The organism is Actinomyces sp. SKVG-SVH-4(1) (genome assembly GCF_048514265.1).
GTDB classification, from domain to species: Bacteria; Actinomycetota; Actinomycetes; order Actinomycetales; family Actinomycetaceae; genus Actinomyces; species Actinomyces oris.
Genome location: NZ_JBGEVE010000010.1, coordinates 1 through 22,052, shown reverse-complemented (window position 1 = coordinate 22,052; position 22,052 = coordinate 1). Strand labels below are relative to the sequence as shown.

Below are 22,052 nucleotides of genomic sequence, written 5' to 3'. Positions count from 1 at the left end.
CGGTGTCACTTGCTCCCGACCTGGGAGAAGCACTTGTTCATGACGTCCTGGGGGATGTCGCCGTTGATCTGGATGCCCTTGCCGGCCTCGGGGTCGGGAACGTCGTAGCCCTCCTTGCGCAGGCACTCGGCGGCCTTGACCAGGTCCTGCTGCGTCTCGGGCTTGGCGAGGTCCTCGGTGCCGGGGGCGGGGCCGACGATCTGCTCGCACTCCTGGGCTGCCTTGGTGGCGGCCTCGTTGTCGGGGAACTGCACGTTGCCGTTGGCGTCGGGGTCGGAGACATCGATGCCCTTGTCGCGCATGCACTTGGCCATCTTGAGCAGGTAGTCGTCCCCGCTGGTGGCGGAGGCGGAGGCGGCCGAGTCCGCCTTCGAACCCTGGGAGCATCCGGTCATGAGGCCGACGGCGCACACGGCGCAGGTCAGCACTGTGGCGGCGCGGGTGAGGATCCGGGTGTTGAGGGGCTGCTTCATGGGAGAGGGTCCTTTCGGCTCACGTGGGTCGGGGCGCGGTGGCGTCCGTTCGTTCGGGGAACAGCCAACCGGGAGCGGTGTTGCCACGGGGTTCACAAATTCGCTTATGTTGTGGCAACACAGGGGCTGGTTCGCTGAGGGACCAGCCGAAAGAATCCACAGTGAAGGAGGCAGGGCGATGCGCGTGCTCGTCGTGGAGGATGAGGAGTACCTGGCTGAGGCCATCGCCACCGGGCTGCGGCGTGAGGCGATGGCCGTGGATGTCGTCGGCGACGGGGCCAGCGCCCTGGAGCAGGTGGCGGTCAACGACTACGACATCATCGTCCTGGACCGGGACCTGCCCGTGGTCCACGGCGACGAGGTCTGCCGGCGGGTGGTGCGCGACCACCCCAGCACGCGAGTCCTCATGCTCACTGCGTCCCGGACGCTGGATGCGCGCGTGGGCGGTTTCGAGCTGGGGGCCGACGACTACCTCACCAAGCCCTTCGAGTTCCCCGAGCTGGTGGCCCGGCTGCGGGCCCTGGGCCGACGCAGCCAGCCGGCACGCACCCCGGTCCTCGATGCCCACGGGGTGCGCCTGGATCCCTTCCGCCGGGAGGTCTACCGCGACGGACACTTCATTCACCTCAGCCCCAAGGAGTTCGCGGTCCTTCAGGTCCTCATGGAGGCCGAGGGCGGGGTCCTCAGCGCCGAGACGCTCCTGGAGAAGGCCTGGGACGCCAACGCCGACCCCTTCACCAACTCCACGCGGGTGACGATCTCCCACCTGCGTCGCAAGCTCGGTGAGCCACGGGTGATCCAGACAGTCCCCGGCGCGGGCTACAGGTTCAGCGCATGAGCGGGCAGGCGGCTGCGGGGACCCGGGCCGACGACGCGGCGCGGCCCGGCGCCGACAGCTGGCCCCACGGCGCCCGGCCTGGCCGCACGGAGCACATGCGTCGCGCCCGGCACCTGAGTATCCGGGCCCGTCTGACCCTGACCTACGCCGGGATGGTAACGGCCGCCGGCGTGGTCCTCATCGCCCTGGTCTACTTCTACACGCGCTACGTCACGCTGAGCATCCAGATCGGCGACCCGGTCGGGGAGACCGCCGCCGTGCCGGTCTCGCAGATCGGCGAGGCCGCCAAGGTGGACACGAACCTGTTCGATCTGCTCAGCACCATCATGCGCTCGGCCGTCGGTGCGCTGGCACTGCTCGTGGTGCTCTCCGGGACCGTCGGCTGGATCCTGGCGGGGCGGATGCTGCAGCCGCTGTCCTCAATGAATGCGGCCGCCAAGCGCGCCGCCTCGGGCGACCTCAGCCAGCGACTGGACCTGTCCGGCCCACGCGACGAGATCCACGACCTGGCGGACACCTTCGACAACATGCTGGCCTCCCTGGAGCGGTCCTTCTCCGTCCACCGCCGGTTCGCGGCCAACGCCTCCCACGAGCTGCGCACTCCCCTGGCCACCACGCAGACAATGATCGACGTCGCCCTGTCCGACCCGCAGGCCTCGGCCGAGGACCTGCGCCGGGTGCTGACCAGGGTCCTGGAGACCAACCGCGCCAACCGGGAGACGATCGACGCCCTGCTGGACCTGGCCGACGCCCAGTCCGGCAAGCTGGCCCACGAGGACGTGGATATGGAGGCCACGGTCCGTGACGCCCTGGGCCTCATCGCTCCGGAGGTCGCCGAACGCGGGCTTCACGTCTCCACCCATCTGCTGCCCGCCCGGGTCCCCGGGGATCCGGTGCTGCTGCGTCAGAGCGTCTCCAACCTGCTGCGCAACGCGGCCCGCTACAACGTCGAGGGTGGCCGCATCACTGTGGGCATGGCGCGTCTGGACGACGGCGTGCGCCTGACGATCCGCAACGAGGGCCCCGTGGTGGCGGCCGAGAGCGTGGAGTCCCTGCGCGAGCCCTTCGTGCGCGGCGAGGGGCGGGGGCGGACCCGGGGCTCCGGGCACGGGCTGGGCCTGGCCATCGTGACGGCGGTGGCCACCGCGCACGGCGGCGAGCTGCGCCTGAGCGCCAACCCCGACGGCGGTCTGACGGCCGTCCTCGAGCTCCCGGTGGGACAGGTCGAGGATGCCTCGAGCACAGCCGACCCCAACGACTGACGGTCGCCGGCCACGCGGGCCGGCGACCGTCAGGGTCGAGCAGCTGGCTGCGGCGGAGACGAGACCCCGCCGGGCGGCGACTAGTTCTTCTTGCCGGAGTTGATGACCAGCTCGATGAAGAGGCGGATGAGGCCGATCTCAGCGACGACCCAGGGGGCGTCGAAGAGCAGGCTCAGCAGGAACCTGCCGAAGTTGAAGTTCCCGCCCTCCAGCTGGATGTCGTGGCCACCGGTGAGGTCGCCGGCCTTGTAAGCCGAGTAGAGCCAGCTCACGACCAGGGCGATGGCGGCGATGTAGAAGAGCACCTTGCCGAACTTCTCGGCGAAGGGCTTGGCGGTGTCGAAGAGGTTGCCCATGAAGCTGTCCCCCGCCGGAGCCTGCGGGAAGGGCTGGCCGGGGGCGCCGGGAGCAGCAGGCGCGCCGGGAGCGCCCTGGAACTGCTGCTGGGGCGGGTAGGGCTGCCCCGGGGCCGGAGCCGAGGGTGCCGAGGGCTGCTGCTGGTAGAAGGGCTGACCAGGGTTGGGGGGCTGAGTCATGAGGACTGTTCGCTTCCTTCAGAGTTGGGGACGCAGGCAGGCTACCGTGTCAACGATGCCCTGTGAAACGCTCAAGTGACCCCTCGCATTCTGCGAGGCGACTCACAGTCCTCAGGGCATGGTGCGATGACGCGCCCTGAAGGCCGTCATCGGGCCGTCCCACCATACAGAATCCCTGAAGGCCGTGTTGGCACGCACCCGCCGGCCCGCGGGGAAGCCCTCCCCATCGTCCTGGGCGCCTATCTGTGTTCCGGGGTCTCAGCGCACCAGGTCGTAGGTGCTGGAGGTGCCCACCGGTGAGGCCGGGGTCGCAGGGGCAGGAGGGGCCGGCAACCGGCGTCGGCGCTCACTGCGGGCCACGGCGGTGCGCAGCAGGGTCTCGAAGGGGCCGGCGTGACCGCCGCGCTCCAGGGCTGCGCACAGACCGACTGTCACCAGCCAGACCGCCAGCGCGATCCCGGCGGCCCGGGCCTCGCCCAGGTGGAGCTCGATCCCGGTCAGGGCGGGCAGGACCATGAAGATGATGGCGAAGAGGAAGGTCTGGCTCAGGTAGGCCGTCATGGAGCGGCGCCCCACACTGGAGGCCAGCCGGCGCAGCCCCGTCAACCGGCCATCCGGCCTCGGCCCGCCGGCGTACAGGGCCAACAGCGCCAACCAGCCGCAGGCCCCGGCCACGCCCGTGGCCGCGTGAAGGGGCATGGTCCAGGCGACCAGGGAGCCGCCCGCGGCCCACACGGCGAACCCGATACCGCCCGCGGCACCGAGCCCCAGACCGCCCAGGCCGACGGCGAGCAGGAGCCGGCGGTGGCGCTCGGGGTGGGTGATGAGATCGGTGTCGGCCAGCCGGGCACCGAGGAACATCGCCGGAACGATCATGGAGAAGAACAGTGCCGAGACCAGGCTTCCGCCCCAGGCCAGGAGTCCGTCGGAGACGTAGGACAGGACCGTATCGGTCGAGGCGCCGGCCCCCTGGTGCGCGTCAGTCGCCGAGGTCGTGCCCTGGGAGGCCAGGAAGCTGCCCATGTTGAGGAAGGTGGTGGTGCCGGCAACAACGACGATGGTGCAGAAGGCCACGGCCCGTTTCCAGTGCTTGCGGGCGATCCAGCCGGCGAAGATGACGGCGACCAGACCGTAGGGGCCGATGATGTCACCGGAGAAGAGCACGGCGTGCACGGCGCCGAAGAGGATCATCCACAGGCCCCGACGTCGCACCAGTCGACGCGCATCGACGGTGGCCTGCTCACGGGCCCAGGCCGCCTCCTGTGACGTCGGCTCACGGCCGTCCTCCACGCCGGGCAGGGAGCTGAGGTAGGACGCGGCACCGGAGGCAATGCGCCGGTTGACTATGGTGACCAGTCCGAAGCCGAAGAGCATCGCGAACAGCGGGTAGGCGCGCGAGTCGACCAGGAGGGAGCGCACCCACAGCCATGCCGTGTCGACCGCATCAGACGGGGCGGAAGCATGCGTCACATCGGTCCAGAAGGGGATGTTGGCCAGGGCGATGAGCAGGAGCATGAAGCCACGGGCCACATCCGGGGACGGATAGCGCACCCCCCGAGTGCCGGTGAATGACGTCGTAAGTTTCATGCCCTCCACGCTAGGGGGCGGCCACCAGAGCGACCTCCCCCTGCGGAGCCATCATGACGGGCTGATCCTCTCCTCCCCGGAGAGCGGACCAAGCCCTGGTCCTCCTCCCGGAGGACCAGGGCTCTTCCCTCTTGCGATGGCATCGGGCACCCGACCCGCTCTCAGGCTCCCGCGGTAACCGGGGCGCTCGTCGACCGACCGAGGAACTGGGCCGCGCACTGGGCGGGGATCTGCTGGGGGAACGGGTTCGTGCGGCTGCGCTCGCTGCGGGCGACGGCGGTGCGCAGCAGGACCTCGAAGGGACCGGGCATGCCGAGCCGCTCAAGCACCGCGCACAGGACCACGGTCGTCAGCCAGACCATCACCGCCACTGCGGCGGATGCCACCAATCCCAGCTCCAGGGGCCTCCCGGTCAGCCGCGGCGCGATGACGAAGATGCCGGCGAACATGACTGTCTGGGACAGGTAGGCGGTCATGGAGCGGCGCCCCACGTTGGACAGCAGCCACCTGAGGCCGGTCAACCGGTTGTCCGACGTCGGCCCGCCGGCGTAGAGGGCCAGAACGGCGAGCCAGCCGCAGCCCCCGGCCAGGCCCAAGACCGCGATCAGGGCGGAGTCGGCCTCCCAGGACTGAGCGCTGGTGAGCGGGACCAGGAGCTCATGAAGCGCGCCGAGTGCCCCCAGGGCCAGGCCGCCGATCCCGGCCACCGTCAACAGACCGCGGTGACGCTCGGGGTGGGAGATGAGGTCGGTGTCGGCCAGGCGGGCCCCCAGGAAGGCGGCGGGAAGAATCATCGTGGTGAAGGCGGCTCCCAGGGCGGTGAAGAACCACTCATTCACGTTGGTCACGAACCAGGGCAGCGCTGACGCCACGGACTCGCCTGCTCCGGTGGGTGCCGCCACCGGGGCAGCGGGCCCCGCCACACCGGCCGCCTCACCTCCGGGGCCCATGAGCATGGCCAGGACCACCGTCACGATCTGGAACAGAAGAATGAGGGCGCACACCGCCAGCTGGCGCTTGTGGTGCTTGTGGGCGAACCACCCGGCGAAGACGACGGCGACGATGCCGTAGGTGCCGATGATCTCCGAGGGGAAGAAGGCGCCGTGGATGAGCCCGAACAGGACCATCCACAGGCCGCGGCGCCGCACGAGGCGGCGGGCGTCGATGGCGGCCTGCTCCCGGGCCTGGTCGAGCTCAGCCGCCGACGGCGCCCGGAGCCCGCCGGTCAGCTGCTGGCAGTAGGCGTCGATGCCCGATGCCATGCGCCGGTTGACCATGGTGGCCAGCCCGAAGCCGAAGAGCAGTGCGAACAGCGGGTAGGCGCGCTGGTCGATGAACAGGGCACGTATGAAGGCCCAGGTCCTGTCGGCGGTCGATGGCGCACGGCCCTCGGGACCCGCCACCCAGAACCCCACATTGGCCAGGGCGATGAGCAGCAGCATGAAGCCGCGGGCGACGTCGGGGGCGGGGTAGCGCAGGCCGCGGGAACCAGTGAATGAGGTCGCGGAGGAAGTCGTCGTGTTCATGACTCGACCGTATGAAAACCAGGGGTTCCGCGGCGTCCGCCTTAAGCGCCGAGATCGTGTCCATCGAAAGGTGGAGCCTGCCGCCCGGCCATTCTTCCGGCGGACGGACCCGGGTCGGGCCGGCTCAGGGGGCCGGCTGCGGTCCCGGCTGCGGCGCAGGCGGCATGCCCGGTTGGACCGGTGCCTCCGGCTGGACTCCCGGCTGAGCCACTGGCGGCATGCCCGGTTGCATCGGCACCGGCGCTCCCGGGTGGGTCCCCATCTGCATCGTCGGCCACGGTCCCGCCTGCATCCCGGGCCAGACGGCGGGCGGGGGCGGCGGCGTCGGCCTCCTGCGCTCGCTGCGGGCGACGGCCGTGCGCAGCAGGGTCTCGAAGGGTCCGGCATGACCACCGCGCTCCAGGACGGCGCACAGGACCACGCACGCCAGCCAGACGCCCAGGGCGACGAGGGCGGCCGCGGCCTGCCCCATCCACAGGCGCCTGCCCGTCACCAGGAGTGGAACGACGCCGAAGATGATGCCGAACAGGATCGTCTGGCTCAGGTAGACGGTCATGGAACGGCGGCCGACGGCGGAAGCCAGCCGGCGCAGGCCCGTCAGCCGGCCATCCGGCCTGGGCCCACCGGCATACAGGGCCAGCAGCGCCAGCCAGCCGCAGGCGCCGGCCAGGCCGAAGAACTCCGTCATGGCGAAGTCCCACGGCCAGAGCTGCGCCGTCGTCGCGAGCGTCAGCGCACCGTGGAACGCCGCGAGCGCCCCCAGCACCAAACCGCCCAGGCCCACGGAGATCAGCAGGCGCCGGTACCGCTCCGGATGGGTGAGGAGGTCGGTGTCAGCTAGGCGGGCACCGATCACCGCGGCCGGGACGATGAGGGCGATGAGCACCTGCACGACCAGCACCACGGCCCACTGCAGGGCATTGGTGACGACCCAGAGCAGCGCCACTGTCAGCGAGACCGACTGCTCCCCGGAGGCCGTCAGGGTGTCGCCGCCCGACAGGGTCCCTGAGGCCAGATACGTCGCCAGGGCCAGCACGGAGATGATGCCCCCGGTGAGGTAGAGCGCCGAGTAGTTCTTGCGGGCCAGCAGGTTGGCCAGGAGGACGGCGACCAGCCCATAGGCGCCGATGATGTCACCGGGGAAGACGAGGCCGTGGACGAATCCGATCAGCAGCATCCACCAGCCGCGGCGACGTACCAGGCGGTAGGCGTCAATGGTGGCCATCTCGCGGGCCCAGGCCGCCTCGTGCGGCATCGGCTCGCGGCCCTCCGGCGCACCGGGAAGGGAGGCGAGGTAGGTCTGGGTCCCGGAGGCGATGCGCCGGTTAATCATGGTCATGAGCCCGAAGCCGAAGAGCATCGCGAACAGCGGGTAGGCCCGGTGGTCCACCACCAGCGTGCGGACGAACATCCACCAGCCGTCAACGGAGGAGACCGGAGGCTCGGCCCCGTTCGGCATCTTGTTCCACGACGGAACATTGGCGACCGCGATGAGCAGGAGCATGAAGCCACGGGCCACGTCGGGGGCGGGGTATCGCACGCCCCGTGATCCGGTGAAGGAGGTCGTCATCCGCATGAGCGGAACCTTACGGGCGGTTGTAGACCGGCGGCATCCGCCTGGAGAATGAGGTGCGGGGGCCGGCCGCCTGTTCCGCCGCAGCGGCCGATGGGCTCAGTGCTGCATCAGTGCCCGCGTCTCAGTGTCTGCATCCAGGACGCACCGGCGCTCATCATTGCCCGCCGGCGCTCGTCGGTCCCAGTCAGTGCCAATCCGTGTCGGTCAGTACCATCGACGCACGGGCACGAGCGCAGTGCTCGCGCCTCCCGCCGTACCGGCGGCGCGTGCGCGCCCCGCCTCGGGGTGGCGCGCGGCGGGTCCACGGCCCTGGCGCCCGGGGGCGACGACCTGGACCTCGCCGTCGGCCGCCGCCGCGAAGATCCGCTGGACGACGGCCTCGCGGCTGCGCATGCGGGCGTTGTCGGCCTCCAGCTCCTCCACGCGGGCCTCCAGGGCGAGGATGCGGCGGATGCCCTCGAGGTTGATGCCCTCCTGGGACAGGGACTGGATGCGACGCAGGCGCTCGACGTCGCGGTGGGAGTAGCGCCGGCCCCGCCCGCGGGTCCGGGCGGGGCTGACCAGTCCGAGCCGGTCGTACTGGCGCAGGGTCTGGGGGTGCATCCCGGCGAGCTCGGCCGCCACCGAGACCACGTAGACCGCGCGCTCGGCGGCGTCGTCGGCCAGGTGCCCCAGGCCCTGCCCGGCCCGGTGCCGGCTCATGTCGCCGCCTCCTCCATGAGGGTGGCCCGCGGGTCGGTGTCACCCATGGCCTCATCGAAGGCCTCGAGGGCCTGCTTGGCGGCCTTGGAGAGCTTCTTGGGCACGGCCACCTGGATGGTCACCAGCAGGTCGCCGGTCTTCTTCCGGGTGGTGGCGCCCTTGCCGCGCAGGCGCATGACGGTGCCCGAGGAGGTGCCGGGCTTGATCTTGATCTTGGAGGTGCCGCCGTCGAGCAGCGGGACCTCGACCGTGGCCCCCAGGGCGGCCTCGCGCAGCGTGACCGGCAGGTCCATGCGCAGGTTGGCTCCGTCGACCGGGTCGACCGAGTACACGGGGTGCTTCTTGATGGCGATGGTCACCACCATGTCGCCGTTCTCGCCGCCGTTCAGGCCGGCTCGGCCCTTGCCGCGCAGACGGATCTTCTGGCCGTCGCGCACACCGGCCGGGATGCGGACCTTCATGGTGCGCCCGTCCGCGGTCAGCTCCACGGTGGTCCCGGCGACGGCGTCGCGCAGGTCCAGCGTCGCCGAGGTCAGGACGTCAGAGCCCTTCTGCGGCTGGGGCTGGGAACCGAAGCCACCGAAGCCACCGAATCCGAAGGGGCCGGAACGGCCACCGGAGCGGGTGGGGCTAGGGGTGCCGCCGAACATGCGCAGCAGGTCATCAAGGTCGGGCTCGCCGGCGCCGCCGCCGGTCTCGAAGCGGACGCCGCCTCCCTGGCCGCCGAACATGGAGGAGAAGATGTCCTCGAAGCCGGCGCCACCGGCCCCTCCCGGGCCACCGGCCTGGAAGCGGGCGCCGCCTCCGGCCATCGAGCGGATCGCATCGTACTGCTTGCGCTCGGCCTCGTCGGACAGGACCGCGTAGGCCTCCCCGATCTCCTTGAACTTCTCGGCCGCCGCGGCGTCGTCGGGGTTGCGGTCGGGGTGGTACTTCTTTGCGAGTGTGCGATAGGCCTTCTTGATCGCGGCGGCGTCGGCGTCCTTACTCACGCCGAGGACCGCATAGAAGTCCTTCGTCATCCAGTCCTGACTGGCCATGGTCGTCTCACCGCCTCCTTATCCGGGTGATCGTGGGTTTTCCTTACTGAAGCTGAAGATTGTGGGGGTGGACGGCTCCGCGGCCCTGGGCCTGGGGCGCCCTGGTGCACCAGCCGGCCCGACGGCGGACTCGGACCCGCCAGAACTGCTGGCTCGGGTCCGCCGTCGGGCCGGGGTGTGTGGTGCGGTGGGTATCAGGCCGGGTTGGCGACCTGGACGCGGGCGGCGCGCACGACGCGCTCACCCAGGCGGTATCCGGGCTGGAGGACCGCGGCGATGGTGGGCTCGGTGACCTCGCTGGACTCGGTGGCCATGAGGGCCTCATGCAGCGTGGGGTCGAAGACCTCACCCACGGCGCCGAAGCGCTCCAGGGAGTACTTCTCGGCCAGGATCGACTCGAGCTTGCCGGCCGTGGTCTCGAAGGTGCCGGTCAGGTCGCCGTGCTGGCGGGCCAGCTCGATCTCGTCGAGGACCGGGATGAGGGCCTCAACGACGCCGGCGGCACCAGCGTCCCGGTGGGAGGCCGCGCCCTCACGGGAGCGGCGCACGAACCCCTGGTACTCCTGCTGGAGGTTGTAGAGGTCCGCCCGGGCCCGGGCCAGGTCGTCGGCCGCCTGAGCGGCCTGGGCCTGCGCCTGGGCCAGGGGGTCCTCCCCCGCCGCCTCATCGGAGGCGGCGTCGGCCTGGCCGGCCGCGCCCTCGGGCGAGCCCTGGGCGAGTCCTTCACGGACGTCGTCGGGCACTTCCTCGAAGGCCGACTCGACGGCCGCCTGGAGCTCGGGGTCGACGCCCTCGTTCTCGGGGGTGGGGCCGGCCGAGGTCACTTGGAGTCCTCGTCGTCGACGATCTCGGCGTCCACGATGTCCTCGTCGTCGGAGGACGTGGAGCCGGCCGAGGAGGCGGAGGCGTCACCCGCGGCCTGGGCGGCGGCGTCGGCCTGGTAGAGGGCCTCACCGACCTTCTGGGCCACCGAGTTCAGCTTCTCCTGAGCGGTCTTGACCGGCTCGATGTCGTCACCCTCGAGGGCCTTCTTGAGGTCGGCGACGGCCTCGGAGACCTCGGAGTGGACGTCCTCGGGCAGCTTGTCCTTGTTGTCCTTGAGGAGCTTCTCGATGGAGTAGGCCTGCTGCTCGGCGGAGTTGCGGGTCTCGGCGTCCTCGCGGCGCTTCTTGTCCTCCTCGGCGTGGGCCTCAGCCTCCTTGACCATGCGGTCGATGTCCTCCTTGGGCAGGGCGGAGCCGCCGGAGATGGTCATGGACTGCTCCTTGCCGGTGCCGCGGTCCTTGGCTGAGACGTGGACGATGCCGTTGGCGTCGATATCGAAGGAGACCTCGATCTGGGGCACGCCACGGGGGGCCGGGGCGATTCCGGTCAGCTCGAAGGTGCCCAGCGGCTTGTTGTCCCGGGCGAACTCGCGCTCGCCCTGGTAGACCTGGATGAGCACGGAGGGCTGGTTGTCCTCGGCGGTGGAGAAGACCTCGGAGCGCTTGGTCGGGATGGCCGTGTTGCGCTCGATGAGCTTGGTCATGACCCCGCCCTTGGTCTCGATGCCCAGGGACAGCGGCGTGACGTCGATGAGCAGGACGTCGCTGCGGTCGCCCTGGATGACGCCGGCCTGGAGGGCCGCGCCGACGGCGACGACCTCATCGGGGTTGACGCCCTTGTTGGGGTCCTTGCCGGTCAGCTCGCGCACCACGTCGGCGACGGCGGGCATGCGGGTGGAGCCGCCCACGAGGACCACGTGGTCGATGTCGGAGACCTTGACCCCGGCGTCCTTGATGACGTTGTGGAAGGGGATCTTGGTGCGCTCGAGCAGGTCCGCGGTCATCTCCTGGAAGTTGGAGCGGGTGAGCTTCTCATCGAGGTGAATGGGGCCGGACTCGCTCATGGAGAGGTACTGCAGGTTGATGTTCGTGGAGGTCGCCGAGGACAGCTCCTTCTTGGCCTGCTCGGCGGCGTCCTTGAGACGCTGCATGGCGATCTTGTCCTTGGACAGGTCCACGCCGTCCTTGCTCTTGACCTGCTTGACCAGCCAGTCGACGATGCGGGCGTCCCAGTCGTCACCGCCCAGACGGTTGTCACCGTTGGTGGCGCGCACCTGGATAGTGGAGAAGCCGTCGTCGTCCTTGCCGACCTCGAGCAGGGAGACGTCGAAGGTACCGCCACCGAGGTCGAAGACGAGGATGAGCTCGTCCTCCTTGCCCTTGTCCAGGCCGTAGGCCAGGGCCGCGGCGGTGGGCTCATTGACGATACGGTCCACGGTCAGGCCCGCGATGGTGCCGGCCTCCTTGGTGGCCTGGCGCTCGGCGTCGTTGAAGTAGGCCGGGACGGTGATGACCGCGTTGGTGACGGGCTCACCCAGGTAGGCCTCGGCGTCGGCCTTGAGCTTGGCCAGGATGCGGGCGCTGATCTCCTGGGCGGTGTACTTCTTGTCGTCGATCTCCACGGACCAGTCGGTGCCCATGTGGCGCTTGACCGAGGAGATGGTGCGGTCGACGTTGGTGACCGCCTGACGCTTGGCGATCTCGCCGACGAGGATCTCGCCGGACTTGGAGAAGGCGACGACGGAGGGGGTGGTGCGACCGCCCTCGGCGTTCGGGATAATGGTGGGCTCGCCACCCTCGAGGACGGCGATAGCAGAGTTGGTGGTACCCAGGTCGATACCGACAGCGCGTGCCATGTGATGTGCTCCTTGTGGTTGCTGAGGTGTTGTCAGTCGATGTTCGAGGTGAGGGCCGGAGGTTCCGGCGCCTTCAGGTTGAGTCGTATGCACTCAGGATTGTGATTGAGTCAGGCTCTGTCAACTTGACTGCATACAACCTTGAGTCTGACTGGCTCAACCTTGGTGGGTCGCAGTCCATTCCCGAGGCTGATAGTGACCTGCGACACGGACTGCCGCCACGGACGCAGCGCGAGCCACTTGCCTCGCGAAGCACCCTGGCCGCGACAGGGTGACGGACGGTTCCGGCCGCGTCAGAGCGGCGCATCCCAGCCCCATACGGGGACTGCGATACGCGCCGAGGACTGCGCATTCCCACAGACGACTGAGGCCCCACCCGAGAGTTCTGTGGGAGAACGCAGTCCTCGTCAGTACGTTCTCGATCAGCCCACCCAGCCCCACGCACCACCGACGTGTCACGATTGGCGACTTTTCAGAGCCCACCAGCCTCGCCCCGCCACACTCCCCCTCTCCACAACCAGCCCTGACCAGCACAGACGCCCCCAAGTCACCTCTGCGAGGTTGCCGGCAGATGCCGTACCACCCCGAATAGTCGCCAATCGTGACACCAGTCCGCAGAAGCGACAGGCCTGCACCGATGGGGAAGCATTCACCAGCCCGATAACCTGGCACGTATGAGCGCCCCGCTCGACGCCGATGTCAGCCAAGGCATCTGCGGCATCCACCAGCGTCACCCCGGGACCACACCCCTCGACCAAACAGCGCGCCGCAAGTTACCTTGGATCTGTGGACGATCCGATCATTGCCAGATCGGCGCTGAAGCACGGCCTGAGCGAGGCCGACATCCTTCACGCCTATCACCACCCCATCCGAGCCTGGGATATGGGAGATGGTTTCACCATGCTCCTGGGAGCCAACCGGGCCGCCCTTGTTCTCGAGATTGGCTACATTCAAGGCATCACAGCAATCGTCATCGTCCACGCCATGCGTGCCCGAGAGAAGTTTCTGAGGTGATGACGATGCCCCGTACTGTTGACGAGATCCTGACACATGCCGACGAGCTGGCAGCTCGATTCGAGAGCTACGAGCCAGTCGCAGCCGATGAGGTCGACGTGGCCGCATTAGCGGCCTTGCGAGACGCAGTTGCTGAACAGGCCCAGGCCGAACGGCATGTCCTTGATGCCATCAGAGGCGCTCGGGACGCTGGGATGTCCTGGGCAGCCATCGGAAATATGGTCGGAACCTCCGGTGAAGCCGCCCGCCAGCGCTATCAGCCACTCGTGGCTTGAGGCAGATCAGGCCACATCGGAAGCAACAGGCCTGCGCTGATGGGGAGGCATTCACCAGCCCGGTAGCCTGGCATGCATGAGCGCCCCGTCACCGGAAGGCCTGCCCGATCCCGAGGACGTCTTCGACCACCTTCGTCGCGAGGACGGCGAGCATGTGGGCTATATCGAGATGAGTGCGGACGGCCGGTTCATCCCGTATGACCGGCTGTGGGTCCGGCGCGGCGAGGCCATGGAGCTCGACGAGGCCGAGGCGGTCCTGGATGCGATCGGCCTGCGGCTTCTGGCGGAGGACTGGCTCCTTGAGGAGGACGATCTGCAGACGGGCGAGGCGAGCTGGACCCGGGTCAGGATCCGCGAGATTCACCGGGACCGCGTCATCGTCGCCAGGGCGATGGAGGACCTCTCGGCCACCAACATCGCCAAGTCCGTGGACCTCATCGGCGCCATCGAACTACCTCTTCCGACGACGCGGCTGCGCTCAGCCTCCTAAGTGCGCTGCCGGCCGGAGCCGTCACTGGCCCAGGCGCTGCTGTCGGCGCTCGGTCACCTGAGCGCCCAGGCGCTGCTTCTCGCCCCGCTCGCGCAGGCCGAAGACCGCCAGGATGTTGGCGACGGCACCGACGGCCACGATGACGACGCCGAAGGCCACACCGCTGGCCTCACCGGTCAGCCCCACCAGCGGGCTGACGAGCCCACCGACGACGAACTGCAGAAAACCGAGCAGCGCGGAACCGGTTCCCGCCCACCGACCCGTGCGGTCGAGCGCGAGCGCCGGGGCGTTGCCCATCGACAGTCCCAGGCAGGCCACGTGTGCCAGGAAGAGGGCCACGACCGCCACCAGCAGCGGCATCCGCTCCGGCCCGGTCATCGGCTCGCGCAGCCACGTGAGGCAGACCCCCGCGAAGACCGTGTCGACGACCAGCCCCGCGATGAGCCCGACCCGCACCTGGCGGGCCTGGGAGAAGCGGCGCACGAGCGACGCCGCCACCGCGATCGTCACCGTCACCGTCGCCCCGCACAGCCCGAAGACCGCCGTATAGGCAACCGTCCCCATGCCCAGCACGTTGCGAAGCACGAAGGGAGCCGCGGACAGGTAGGCCATGAGCAGCCCGAAGGACAGGGCATTAATGAACAGCAGACGTACGAGGACATGGTCGCGGGCCAGCTCACGGGTGCCGTCGAGCAGTATCCGCAGGCCGCCGTTGTGACGCCGCTCGGCGGGCAGGGACTCGGGCACCCAGAGAAGGACCATGACCACGAGCAGCCCGGTGAAGGCGGCCACGACTCCCAGGATGCCGCGCCACCCGATGGGCTCGACGAGCACGCCCCCGAGAATCGGCGCCACCACCGGGGCGATCCCCTGAATCGCCATGACGACGCTGAGGGCCCGGGCGGCGGTGATCCCACGGGAGCGGTCGGAGATGACTGCCCGGCCCAGGACCATCCCGGCCGCGCCCCCGAGCCCCTGGAAGAAGCGGGCGATGAGGAGAACGGGCAGGCTCGGGGCCAGGGCGGCGCCGACGCTGGCGGCCAGGGCGAGCACACTGCCCCACAGCAGCAGAGGACGCCGGCCGACGCGATCGGACAGGACCCCGATACCCAGCTGGCCGAGCGCGATGCCCACAAGGAACGTGGTCATCGTCAGCTGAACGCTGGAGGCGGAGACGCCCAGGTCATCGGCCATCTGGGCGAAGGCCGGCAGGTAGGCGTCGGTGGCCAGAGGTGCGACGGCCGCGAGCGCGGCCAGGGCGATGAGGAGCGTGGCGGGGAAGGTCATCCTCAGCCCGTGGTCGGACGGAGCGGCCGGCGAAGCTGTCATGCCCTGAGAGTACGGAGAGTTCCGACCGAGGCGTCAGTACGCCCATGCGTGACGCGGTGCACGGCGTGGCCGGATCGTTCCGCACAGTGACGCCAATACTGGTTGCCCTTGCTGGCGCTCGGCTGGATCGTTCTCCGGATCATCCCCTTCATCCGAGGCCGGAGCGCCTGACGGCGCCAGGCCCCCGCTCAAGCCCCCTGCTCGGCCTCGGGGGCGACCATGACGTGGTCGCCGTCGGGCACGATCCGCACCCGCAGCCCGTAGACCTCGGCGAGGATGTCGGGCTGGAGCACCTCGGCGGGCGGCCCCTCGGCTCGGATCGTCCCGCCGGCGAGGATGGCGAGGCGGTCGCAGAAGCGGGCTGCCAGGTTGAGGTCGTGCAGGGCGACGACGGCGAGGCGCCCGGTGTCCCGGTGACAGATCCGGCGCACGTGGGAGAGCACCGAGACCTGGCGGCGCAGGTCGAGTGCGGAGGTGGGCTCGTCGAGCAGGATGAGTCCGGGCTCGCGCACCAGCGTCTGGGCCAGGGCGACGAGCTGGCGCTGCCCGCCGGAGAGCTGGCCCAGTGGGCGGTCGGCCAGCTCGGCCACCCCGAGCTCGTCCAGGGCGCTCCAGGCCAGGTCGATATCGGCCCGACTCGTGTGCCAGGTCATGCCGCGCCGTGAGGCGGTGAGCACCGACTCCAGGGCGGTCAGGGCGGCGTCGCCGGGCAGGCCCTGCGGCATGTAGCCGATCGTGCCGCGCAGGTCGTGGCCCCGGCGCCCGGCGAAGCTCACCTCCCCCAGGTGGCGGCGCAACTGGGCCACGCAGGTGACCAGAGTGGACTTGCCTGCGCCGTTGGGGCCGAGCAGCCCGACCGTCTGGCCGGTCTCCCAGGTGGCGTCGACGCCCTGGAGGACGGCCCGCCTGCCGTAGGAGAAGGTGAGGTCGTTCAGGATGAGGCTCATGAACCGCTCCTGACCGCCGAGCGCTGGCGTCCGAAGATGATGGTGAGGAACACCGGCACACCCACCAGGGCGGTCAGGATGCCGACGGGTACGGCCACACCCGGCACGATGAGCTGGCTGGCGGTGTGGGCCGCGGTCAGCAGGGTGGCGCCGCACAGGATGGAGGCGGGTACGAGGAAGCGCTGGTCCTCCCCCACCAGGCCGCGGGCCATGTGCGGCCCCACGAGTCCCACGAATCCGATGATCCCCACGAAGGCCACGGACAGGGCGGCCAGCAACGAGACGCCGACCAGGGTCCACGCGCGCAGGCGCGCCACGTTGATGCCCATGGCTGCGGCGCGCGCCTCCCCCAGGGTGATGGCGGTCAACCGCCAGCCGTTGACCCAGAAGACGGGCGTGGCCACGAGCAGGGCCGCCGAGACGGTGGCCACGGCCGGCCAGGTGGCGCGCATGAGGGAACCCATCGACCAGAAGACGATCTGCTGCAGGCTCTCGGTGGAGGCCCGGTACTGCACGAGCGCCAGGAGCGCCTGGCAACTGAAGACCAGGGCGATGCCCAGCAGGATCGTCATCTCCTTGGTCACCGACGGCAGCCTCGAGACCATCGCAATGGTGAGGGAGGCCGCCAGTCCCGCCGTCATCGCCACGATCGGCAGGGTGGCGCCGGTGGCCACCGGCAGCACGAGACCCGTGACGATGGCCAGCGCCGCCCCCAGGGCCGAGGCCGCCGAGATGCCCAGGGTGAAGGGCTCGGCCAGCGGGTTGTCGAGGATCGTCTGCATCTGGACGCCGGCCAGGGACAGTGCCCCGCCGACCAGGACCGCGAGCAGCGCCGGCGGCAGGCGCAGGTTGATGACGATGTTGGCGACCCAGGGGTCGTAGTCGGCGTCGAAGAGGGCTCCGAGCACCTGGGCCGGGCTGAACCCCAGGGGCCCCACCATGAGGGCCACGAGGAAGACGGCCAGGAGCAGGGTGGCCAGCCCCGTGAGCATCGCGACTCGCCGCGCGGTTCGACGGCGGTAGGAGGCGTAGGCCGACGCCGCCGTGTCCGTGGGTGTATCGGCCGGCCCGTCGGCCTTCGTGGTCAACGCCGCACCGTCCGGTACCCGGCCGGTATCGGACTGGTGCGCTGCGACGTCGTCGGAAGGTCCCTTGGTCGTGGGCGCTCCCATCAGATGGCGGCGAAGAAGACGCCCTCGGCCTTCCAGGGCATGTGCTGCTCGTGGAAGTCCTTCCAGACCTTGGCGGGGTCGACGTCGGAGAAGGCCTCGGGGTTCTGCCACTTGGCGAAGGTGAGGTAGGCGATGAAGTTGTAGGGGGCGTCGTAGAACTGGTGGTAGATGCCGTAGACGTGCCGGTCGGTGAAGGCCTGGATCTGGTCGTAGCCGGGCTGGTTCTTCAGCTGCTCGAGGCTGGCCTTGGCGGAGGCCTCGTCGGCCTTGTAGCCGAGGTGGACGTAGCTGGTCTGGGCGGTGTCCTTGATCTTCTGCTGCTGCCACTCGCCGCCGGTGGCGATGATGTTCTTGGGGTTGGAGGCGATGACCTGCTCGGGGGTGAGCACGCCCTCCTCCCCGGACAGGAGGCTGTCGGCGATGTTGGTGCCGCCGGTGGCGGTGACGATCGCACCGAGGTTCGCGGTGGAGTAGGTGGCGCCGGGGTCGTTGACGCCCGGGCCGCGCCACAGGAAGGTGGTGGGCTTGGAGGACAGAGACTTCGCCTTGGCCACGATGGGATCGACCTGCTTCTTGTAGAAGTTGACGAAGGTCTCGGCCTCCTTGCGCTTGTCGAAGACGGCGCCCATGAGGGTGACCGAGGGGACGGTGTTCTTCACCGGGTCGCGGCGGAAGTCGGTGACGACGTAGGTGATCTTCTGGCCGTCCAGCTTCTCGAGGTAGCCCTTCTCCTTGGCGGAGTTGTAGGCGTCCAGGGTCATGATGAAGACGTCGGGCTTGTGGCTCACCAGGGTCTCGATGGGCAGGCCGTCCTTGGCGATGTTGCCGATCTTCGGCAGGTCGGCGGCCTTGGGGGCCACGGAGAGGATCTTCTCGTAGAAGTCGGGGGCGGCCTTCTGGAGGTCCTCGCCCCAGGCGACCACCTTGTCGATGGGGTTGGTCTTGTTGAGGAAGGCCAGGGAGTAGACGTGGCGGGACTCGCTCAGGACGATCCTCTGGGGCTGGGCACTGAAGGTGACCTTGCGGCCGACGACGTCGGTGACCTCGAAGCCGCCGCCGGAGGCGCCCGCGGAGGCGCCGGTGCTGGAGCCCTTGCCGGCGCGGGAGGCGACTCCGCAGCTGGCGAGGACGGCGGTCAGTGGGAGGGCCATGAGCAGGGTACGACGGCGCATAAGAGTCCTTCGGTGAGGCGAGGGCGAACACGAAGCACCTAGGACCTTAGGGCCACCTCAGTTAATTTGCCAAGGGACGTCATCTAATTTTAGTAAGGTCATACAAATCTTACGGGAGGTATGTAGAGGTTGGCACAGGGGCACCGCTCTCGACGAGTCGCCGCAGGCCGAGCGGGCCAACGCCGGCCACTCACCCTCTACGCCGCGAGCTCGACGGCACTCATGAGTTCGACGGAGGACGGCGACTACCGCCATCAGATGACGATGACGTCACCTGGGCCAGAAAAATGACTCCGATGCCGATGAAGATGATCGCGACCGCCCGGTTTCCCTGGGCGAAATTCATGACCGCGGAGATGATCGCGAGCACCCCCACGATCAGCCGGAGAATTTTGATGTTTCGGGTAGAGAACATACTGACACCTCCCTGTTGAACGTCACGCCAGGAGCGGCGACCACCCTCACCATAGGCCCAGGCCAGGCCCCGTCGAAGGATTTCAGGGACCGTCTCCGCGTAGGACTCTCACCCTCCTGAAGTATTGGCACCTGATGCGACGCCATTCTCCGACGCCGCTCAAACCGGTTCTTGAGCCGCCGGCTCGATGTCGGAGGGCCGTGGCATGGTGGGGAGGCCTTCAACGGCGGATCTGCCCTGGCACCTTCCTGCTTGATTCAGCAGGGTGTCGATCCACCGGAAGGAGGTGAAGGGGTATGCGTGACCGTCTTCGGCATGCGGCACGGAAGGATGCTGAACAGCGCAGAACCCCGACGTGGTGCGAGATTGTTGGCTCGCTCGCAACCGCCGTCGGAGTCCTGATTAGCTTGATTCAGCTCCTGAGGGGCTGAGCCCCTTCGGGAGCCGCCCGGATAGCCGCCGGGTGGCTCCCACTCATTGTGCCTCGGGACCGGCTCGAGTGTCCATCGCGATAACCCCGCGCTCAAGCGGCCCCTGCGCCCGCTGCGGCTTCACAGAAGACCCACAAGGTCAACCTACGCCTGGCACACACGGGGCCGACACGGTTGAGTCATGCACAACTCCGACACCCTCAGCCCGCCCGAGTCACCCCAGTCCGGCCAGAACCACGACTCCGGCCGGCGCGACCGCTCCACGAAGTCCAGCAAGCACCCGCGCCGCCGCTTCCTCCTGGGCGGCGCCGCCGTCCTGGGCCTGGCCGCCACCGGCACCAGCGCCTGGGCGCTCAACCGCTTCGTCATCGAACACGTGGAGGTCGGCGACGTCACCGCGCTGGAGGCCAAGGCGCAGAACGCGGCCAACTCCTCGGCGACCCCGGCCACGAACGTGACGGTCGGTGACAACTCCTACTCCTCATCGAATACGAGCATCCAGATTGAGCAGGTCTCCACCGGCTCGGGCAGCGACACCGTCACCTACTACGTGGCCGACGTCAAGCTCACCAACGCCACCGACCTGCGCAGCGCCTTCGCCAATAACTCCTACGGCACCAACATCGTCGCCAAGCCCACCACGATGGCCTCTGAGCACGACGCCGTCCTGGCCATCAACGGCGACTACTACGGCTTCCGCAGCGACGGCATCCTCATCCGCAACGGCGTCATCTACCGCGACAGCGGCACGCGCGACGGCATGGCCTTCTACAGCGACGGGCGCGTGGAGGTCTACGACGAGACCACCACCAAGGCGCAGACGCTCCTGGACGAGGGCGTGTGGAACACGCTGTCCTTCGGGCCGGCGCTGGTCAACGATTCCAAGGTGCTCTCCGGTATCGACCAGGTCGAGGTGGACACCAACGTCGGCAACCACTCCATCCAGGGCAAGCAGCCGCGTACCGCCGTGGGGTGGGTGGAAACGAACCACCTCAAGCTCGTCGTCGTCGACGGCCGCAACGAGGGCTACTCGCGCGGCGTGACCATGACCGAGCTCGCCCAGATCATGGCCGACCTGGGGTGCGCCTGCGCCTACAACATCGACGGCGGCGGCTCGTCAGCCATGTACTTCAACGGCTCGATCATCAACCAGCCCTCCAACGGGGGCGAGCGCGACACCTCCGACATCCTCTACATCGCGAACGGAGCCTGAGATGAACGGCACCGACACAGCCCTTCAGACCTCACCGCGCATCCTGCCGCGGGTCATCGTCCCCGCGAACCGGACCACGGCCAACCGGACGGCGGGCAACCGGTTCGTGGGCAACGAGACAACGACGCGGACCGGGGGCGAGCGCCGTCCCCGGACGGCGGTGGCGCTCGTGGTTCTCATCCCGGCCTACAAGCCCGATGAGCGCCTGGCCGTGCTCGTGGCCCGTCTGCGCGGTGCGCGCCGGGACTGCGCGGTGCTGGTCGTCGACGACGGCTCGGGGCCGCAGTACGCGCCCTTCTTCTCCGCCGCCCGCGCCCGGGGCGCCGAGGTCGTCAGTTCCCCGGTCAACCAGGGCAAGGGTCAGGCGCTGCGCACGGGCCTGGCTCACGCGGCCGCCACCTGGCCCGAGGCGGACGTGGTGTGCGCCGACGCCGACGGGCAGCACACGCCGTCGGACATTGAGTCCGTGGCCGCTCGGGTGCGGGAGACCGGGCACATGACCCTGGGGGTGCGGCGCTTCACCGGGCCGGTTCCGCTGCGCAGCCGGATCGGTAACGACGTGACTGCCCTGCTGTTCCGGGGTGCGACCGGCTGGAGGCTGGGCGACACCCAGACGGGTCTGCGCGGCTACCCGGCCGGGCAGCTGGCGTGGCTGCAGGAGGTTCCCGGGGACCGCTACGAGTACGAGCTCTCCGCGCTGCTGCGCGCTCACGAGCTGGGGATGGCGGTGGAGCAGGTGGAGATCGCCACGGTCTACGAGCCGGGCAACACCTCCTCCCACTTCCGGCCGGTGCAGGACTCGGCGCGGATCTATGCTCCGCTGCTGCGGTTCATGGGGGCGTCGCTGGCGAGCTTCGGGATCGACTGGCTGGGTGTCATGGTCATCTTCGCGATGACGGGCAGCCTGCTGGCGGCGGTCGTGGGGGCGCGGCTGGTGTCCGGGACGGCGAACTTCTTCATGAATCGCCGGGTATTCCGGGCGCGGCGCGGGACCGTGGTGCGCACGGCGGTGCGCTACGCGGTCCTGGCGGTGAGCCTGCTGGCGGCCAGCTACCTGGCGCTCAAGGCGCTCACGGCGGTCGGGATTCCGCTGGGGATCGCCAAGGTTCTCGGCGACGGGGCCATCTACGTGGCCAGCTATGTGGCGCAGCGCCGGCTGGTGTTCAAGGAGCGGAGGTGAGGAGGGCCCGGGGCGGTTGGGGCGACCAGGGCGGTGCCGGCCTACGCGAGGTCACACCTTGCGGCGTTGGCCTCCGCGAGGTCGTACCGTAGGTCTCGAGGTCGTACCCTTACCCCTCTGTGCTGTCTCCTCACTTCTGAGACATTTGGGTGTCATGACATCTGAGACACTCACTCAGGCGGGAACCCGGGGCA

General features: G+C 69.3%; 21 protein-coding genes. 7 read left to right on the top strand and 14 right to left on the bottom strand.

The window, feature by feature from the left end; translation table 11 throughout:
- Window positions 1–5 precede the first annotated feature (5 nt).
- Window positions 6–473, bottom strand: coding sequence for a hypothetical protein (locus AB7V09_RS09205; RefSeq protein ID WP_009407646.1), 468 nt, complete (start codon window positions 471–473; stop codon window positions 6–8).
- A gap of 178 nt (window positions 474–651) precedes the next feature.
- Here AB7V09_RS09205 and AB7V09_RS09200 point away from each other — a divergent pair, with 178 nt between their 5' ends.
- Both AB7V09_RS09200 and AB7V09_RS09195 read left to right on the top strand, forming a co-directional pair.
- Entirely contained in the window at window positions 652–1,311 is a 660-nt protein-coding gene (locus AB7V09_RS09200) for a response regulator transcription factor (protein ID WP_075373865.1), read from the top strand.
- Window positions 1,308–2,573: a sensor histidine kinase gene (locus AB7V09_RS09195; protein WP_419143574.1), complete on the top strand. Its 1,266-nt coding sequence runs from the start codon at window positions 1,308–1,310 to the stop codon at window positions 2,571–2,573. The genes AB7V09_RS09200 and AB7V09_RS09195 overlap by 4 nt, the downstream gene beginning before the upstream one ends.
- Window positions 2,574–2,653: 80 nt before the next feature.
- Here the strand turns inward: AB7V09_RS09195 and AB7V09_RS09190 are convergent, their stop codons facing one another.
- The 8 genes from AB7V09_RS09190 to dnaK all read right to left on the bottom strand — a co-directional run bounded on the left by AB7V09_RS09190 (window position 2,654) and on the right by dnaK (window position 12,220).
- Window positions 2,654–3,109, bottom strand: coding sequence for a hypothetical protein (locus AB7V09_RS09190; RefSeq protein WP_009407644.1), 456 nt, complete (start codon window positions 3,107–3,109; stop codon window positions 2,654–2,656).
- A gap of 258 nt (window positions 3,110–3,367) precedes the next feature.
- The gene (locus AB7V09_RS09185; RefSeq protein ID WP_419143573.1) at window positions 3,368–4,696 is read right to left on the bottom strand and encodes a DUF418 domain-containing protein; all 1,329 of its coding nucleotides are present in this window, start codon (window positions 4,694–4,696) and stop codon (window positions 3,368–3,370) included.
- A 161-nt stretch (window positions 4,697–4,857) separates the two neighbouring features.
- Window positions 4,858–6,222, bottom strand: a complete 1,365-nt coding sequence (locus AB7V09_RS09180; protein WP_419143572.1) for a DUF418 domain-containing protein — start codon at window positions 6,220–6,222, stop codon at window positions 4,858–4,860.
- A gap of 124 nt (window positions 6,223–6,346) precedes the next feature.
- Window positions 6,347–7,798, bottom strand: coding sequence for a DUF418 domain-containing protein (locus AB7V09_RS09175; RefSeq protein ID WP_419143571.1), 1,452 nt, complete (start codon window positions 7,796–7,798; stop codon window positions 6,347–6,349).
- Between the two features lie 204 nt (window positions 7,799–8,002).
- A complete protein-coding gene (locus AB7V09_RS09170; RefSeq protein WP_201444221.1) occupies window positions 8,003–8,500 on the bottom strand; it encodes a heat shock protein transcriptional repressor HspR in 498 nt (165 codons plus the stop codon).
- The gene (locus tag AB7V09_RS09165) at window positions 8,497–9,540 is read right to left on the bottom strand and encodes a DnaJ C-terminal domain-containing protein (protein ID WP_279012662.1); all 1,044 of its coding nucleotides are present in this window, start codon (window positions 9,538–9,540) and stop codon (window positions 8,497–8,499) included. Before AB7V09_RS09165 ends, AB7V09_RS09170 begins: the two co-directional genes overlap by 4 nt.
- A 194-nt stretch (window positions 9,541–9,734) precedes the next feature.
- Window positions 9,735–10,364: a nucleotide exchange factor GrpE gene (locus tag AB7V09_RS09160; RefSeq protein ID WP_009407629.1), complete on the bottom strand. Its 630-nt coding sequence runs from the start codon at window positions 10,362–10,364 to the stop codon at window positions 9,735–9,737.
- Window positions 10,361–12,220 carry a molecular chaperone DnaK gene (dnaK, locus tag AB7V09_RS09155; RefSeq protein ID WP_009407705.1) on the bottom strand — a complete coding sequence of 620 codons (1,860 nt, stop codon included), beginning with the start codon at window positions 12,218–12,220 and terminating at the stop codon, window positions 10,361–10,363. The genes AB7V09_RS09160 and dnaK overlap by 4 nt, the downstream gene beginning before the upstream one ends.
- A gap of 786 nt (window positions 12,221–13,006) precedes the next feature.
- Here dnaK and AB7V09_RS09150 point away from each other — a divergent pair.
- The 3 genes from AB7V09_RS09150 to AB7V09_RS09140 all read left to right on the top strand — a co-directional run bounded on the left by AB7V09_RS09150 (window position 13,007) and on the right by AB7V09_RS09140 (window position 13,999).
- Entirely contained in the window at window positions 13,007–13,234 is a 228-nt protein-coding gene (locus AB7V09_RS09150; protein ID WP_009407640.1) for a hypothetical protein, read from the top strand.
- A 5-nt stretch (window positions 13,235–13,239) separates the two neighbouring features.
- The gene (locus tag AB7V09_RS09145) at window positions 13,240–13,509 is read left to right on the top strand and encodes a hypothetical protein (RefSeq protein WP_254654164.1); all 270 of its coding nucleotides are present in this window, start codon (window positions 13,240–13,242) and stop codon (window positions 13,507–13,509) included.
- 76 nt (window positions 13,510–13,585) lie between these two features.
- Window positions 13,586–13,999, top strand: coding sequence for a serine/threonine protein phosphatase (locus AB7V09_RS09140; protein ID WP_419143570.1), 414 nt, complete (start codon window positions 13,586–13,588; stop codon window positions 13,997–13,999).
- 21 nt (window positions 14,000–14,020) lie between these two features.
- Here the strand turns inward: AB7V09_RS09140 and AB7V09_RS09135 are convergent, their stop codons facing one another.
- The 5 genes from AB7V09_RS09135 to AB7V09_RS09115 form a co-directional block, all read right to left on the bottom strand.
- Complete coding sequence (locus AB7V09_RS09135; protein ID WP_419143569.1) at window positions 14,021–15,328, bottom strand: multidrug effflux MFS transporter; 1,308 nt, start codon at window positions 15,326–15,328, stop codon at window positions 14,021–14,023.
- Between the two features lie 188 nt (window positions 15,329–15,516).
- Window positions 15,517–16,275 carry an ABC transporter ATP-binding protein gene (locus AB7V09_RS09130; RefSeq protein ID WP_419143568.1) on the bottom strand — a complete coding sequence of 253 codons (759 nt, stop codon included), beginning with the start codon at window positions 16,273–16,275 and terminating at the stop codon, window positions 15,517–15,519.
- Window positions 16,272–17,447 (bottom strand): FecCD family ABC transporter permease, encoded by a 1,176-nt coding sequence (locus tag AB7V09_RS09125; protein ID WP_419143567.1) that lies wholly within the window; start codon window positions 17,445–17,447, stop codon window positions 16,272–16,274. Before AB7V09_RS09125 ends, AB7V09_RS09130 begins: the two co-directional genes overlap by 4 nt.
- Window positions 17,447–18,619 (bottom strand): ABC transporter substrate-binding protein, encoded by a 1,173-nt coding sequence (locus AB7V09_RS09120; protein ID WP_419143566.1) that lies wholly within the window; start codon window positions 18,617–18,619, stop codon window positions 17,447–17,449. Before AB7V09_RS09120 ends, AB7V09_RS09125 begins: the two co-directional genes overlap by 1 nt.
- A gap of 220 nt (window positions 18,620–18,839) precedes the next feature.
- Window positions 18,840–19,034, bottom strand: coding sequence for a hypothetical protein (locus AB7V09_RS09115; protein ID WP_009407662.1), 195 nt, complete (start codon window positions 19,032–19,034; stop codon window positions 18,840–18,842).
- Between the two features lie 612 nt (window positions 19,035–19,646).
- On the opposite strand from AB7V09_RS09115, the gene AB7V09_RS09110 reads away from it, so the two are divergent.
- Entirely contained in the window at window positions 19,647–20,678 is a 1,032-nt protein-coding gene (locus AB7V09_RS09110) for a phosphodiester glycosidase family protein (protein ID WP_419143565.1), read from the top strand.
- A gap of 1 nt (window position 20,679) precedes the next feature.
- Complete coding sequence (locus AB7V09_RS09105) at window positions 20,680–21,858, top strand: glycosyltransferase (RefSeq protein ID WP_419143564.1); 1,179 nt, start codon at window positions 20,680–20,682, stop codon at window positions 21,856–21,858.
- Window positions 21,859–22,052: the final 194 nt, after the last annotated feature.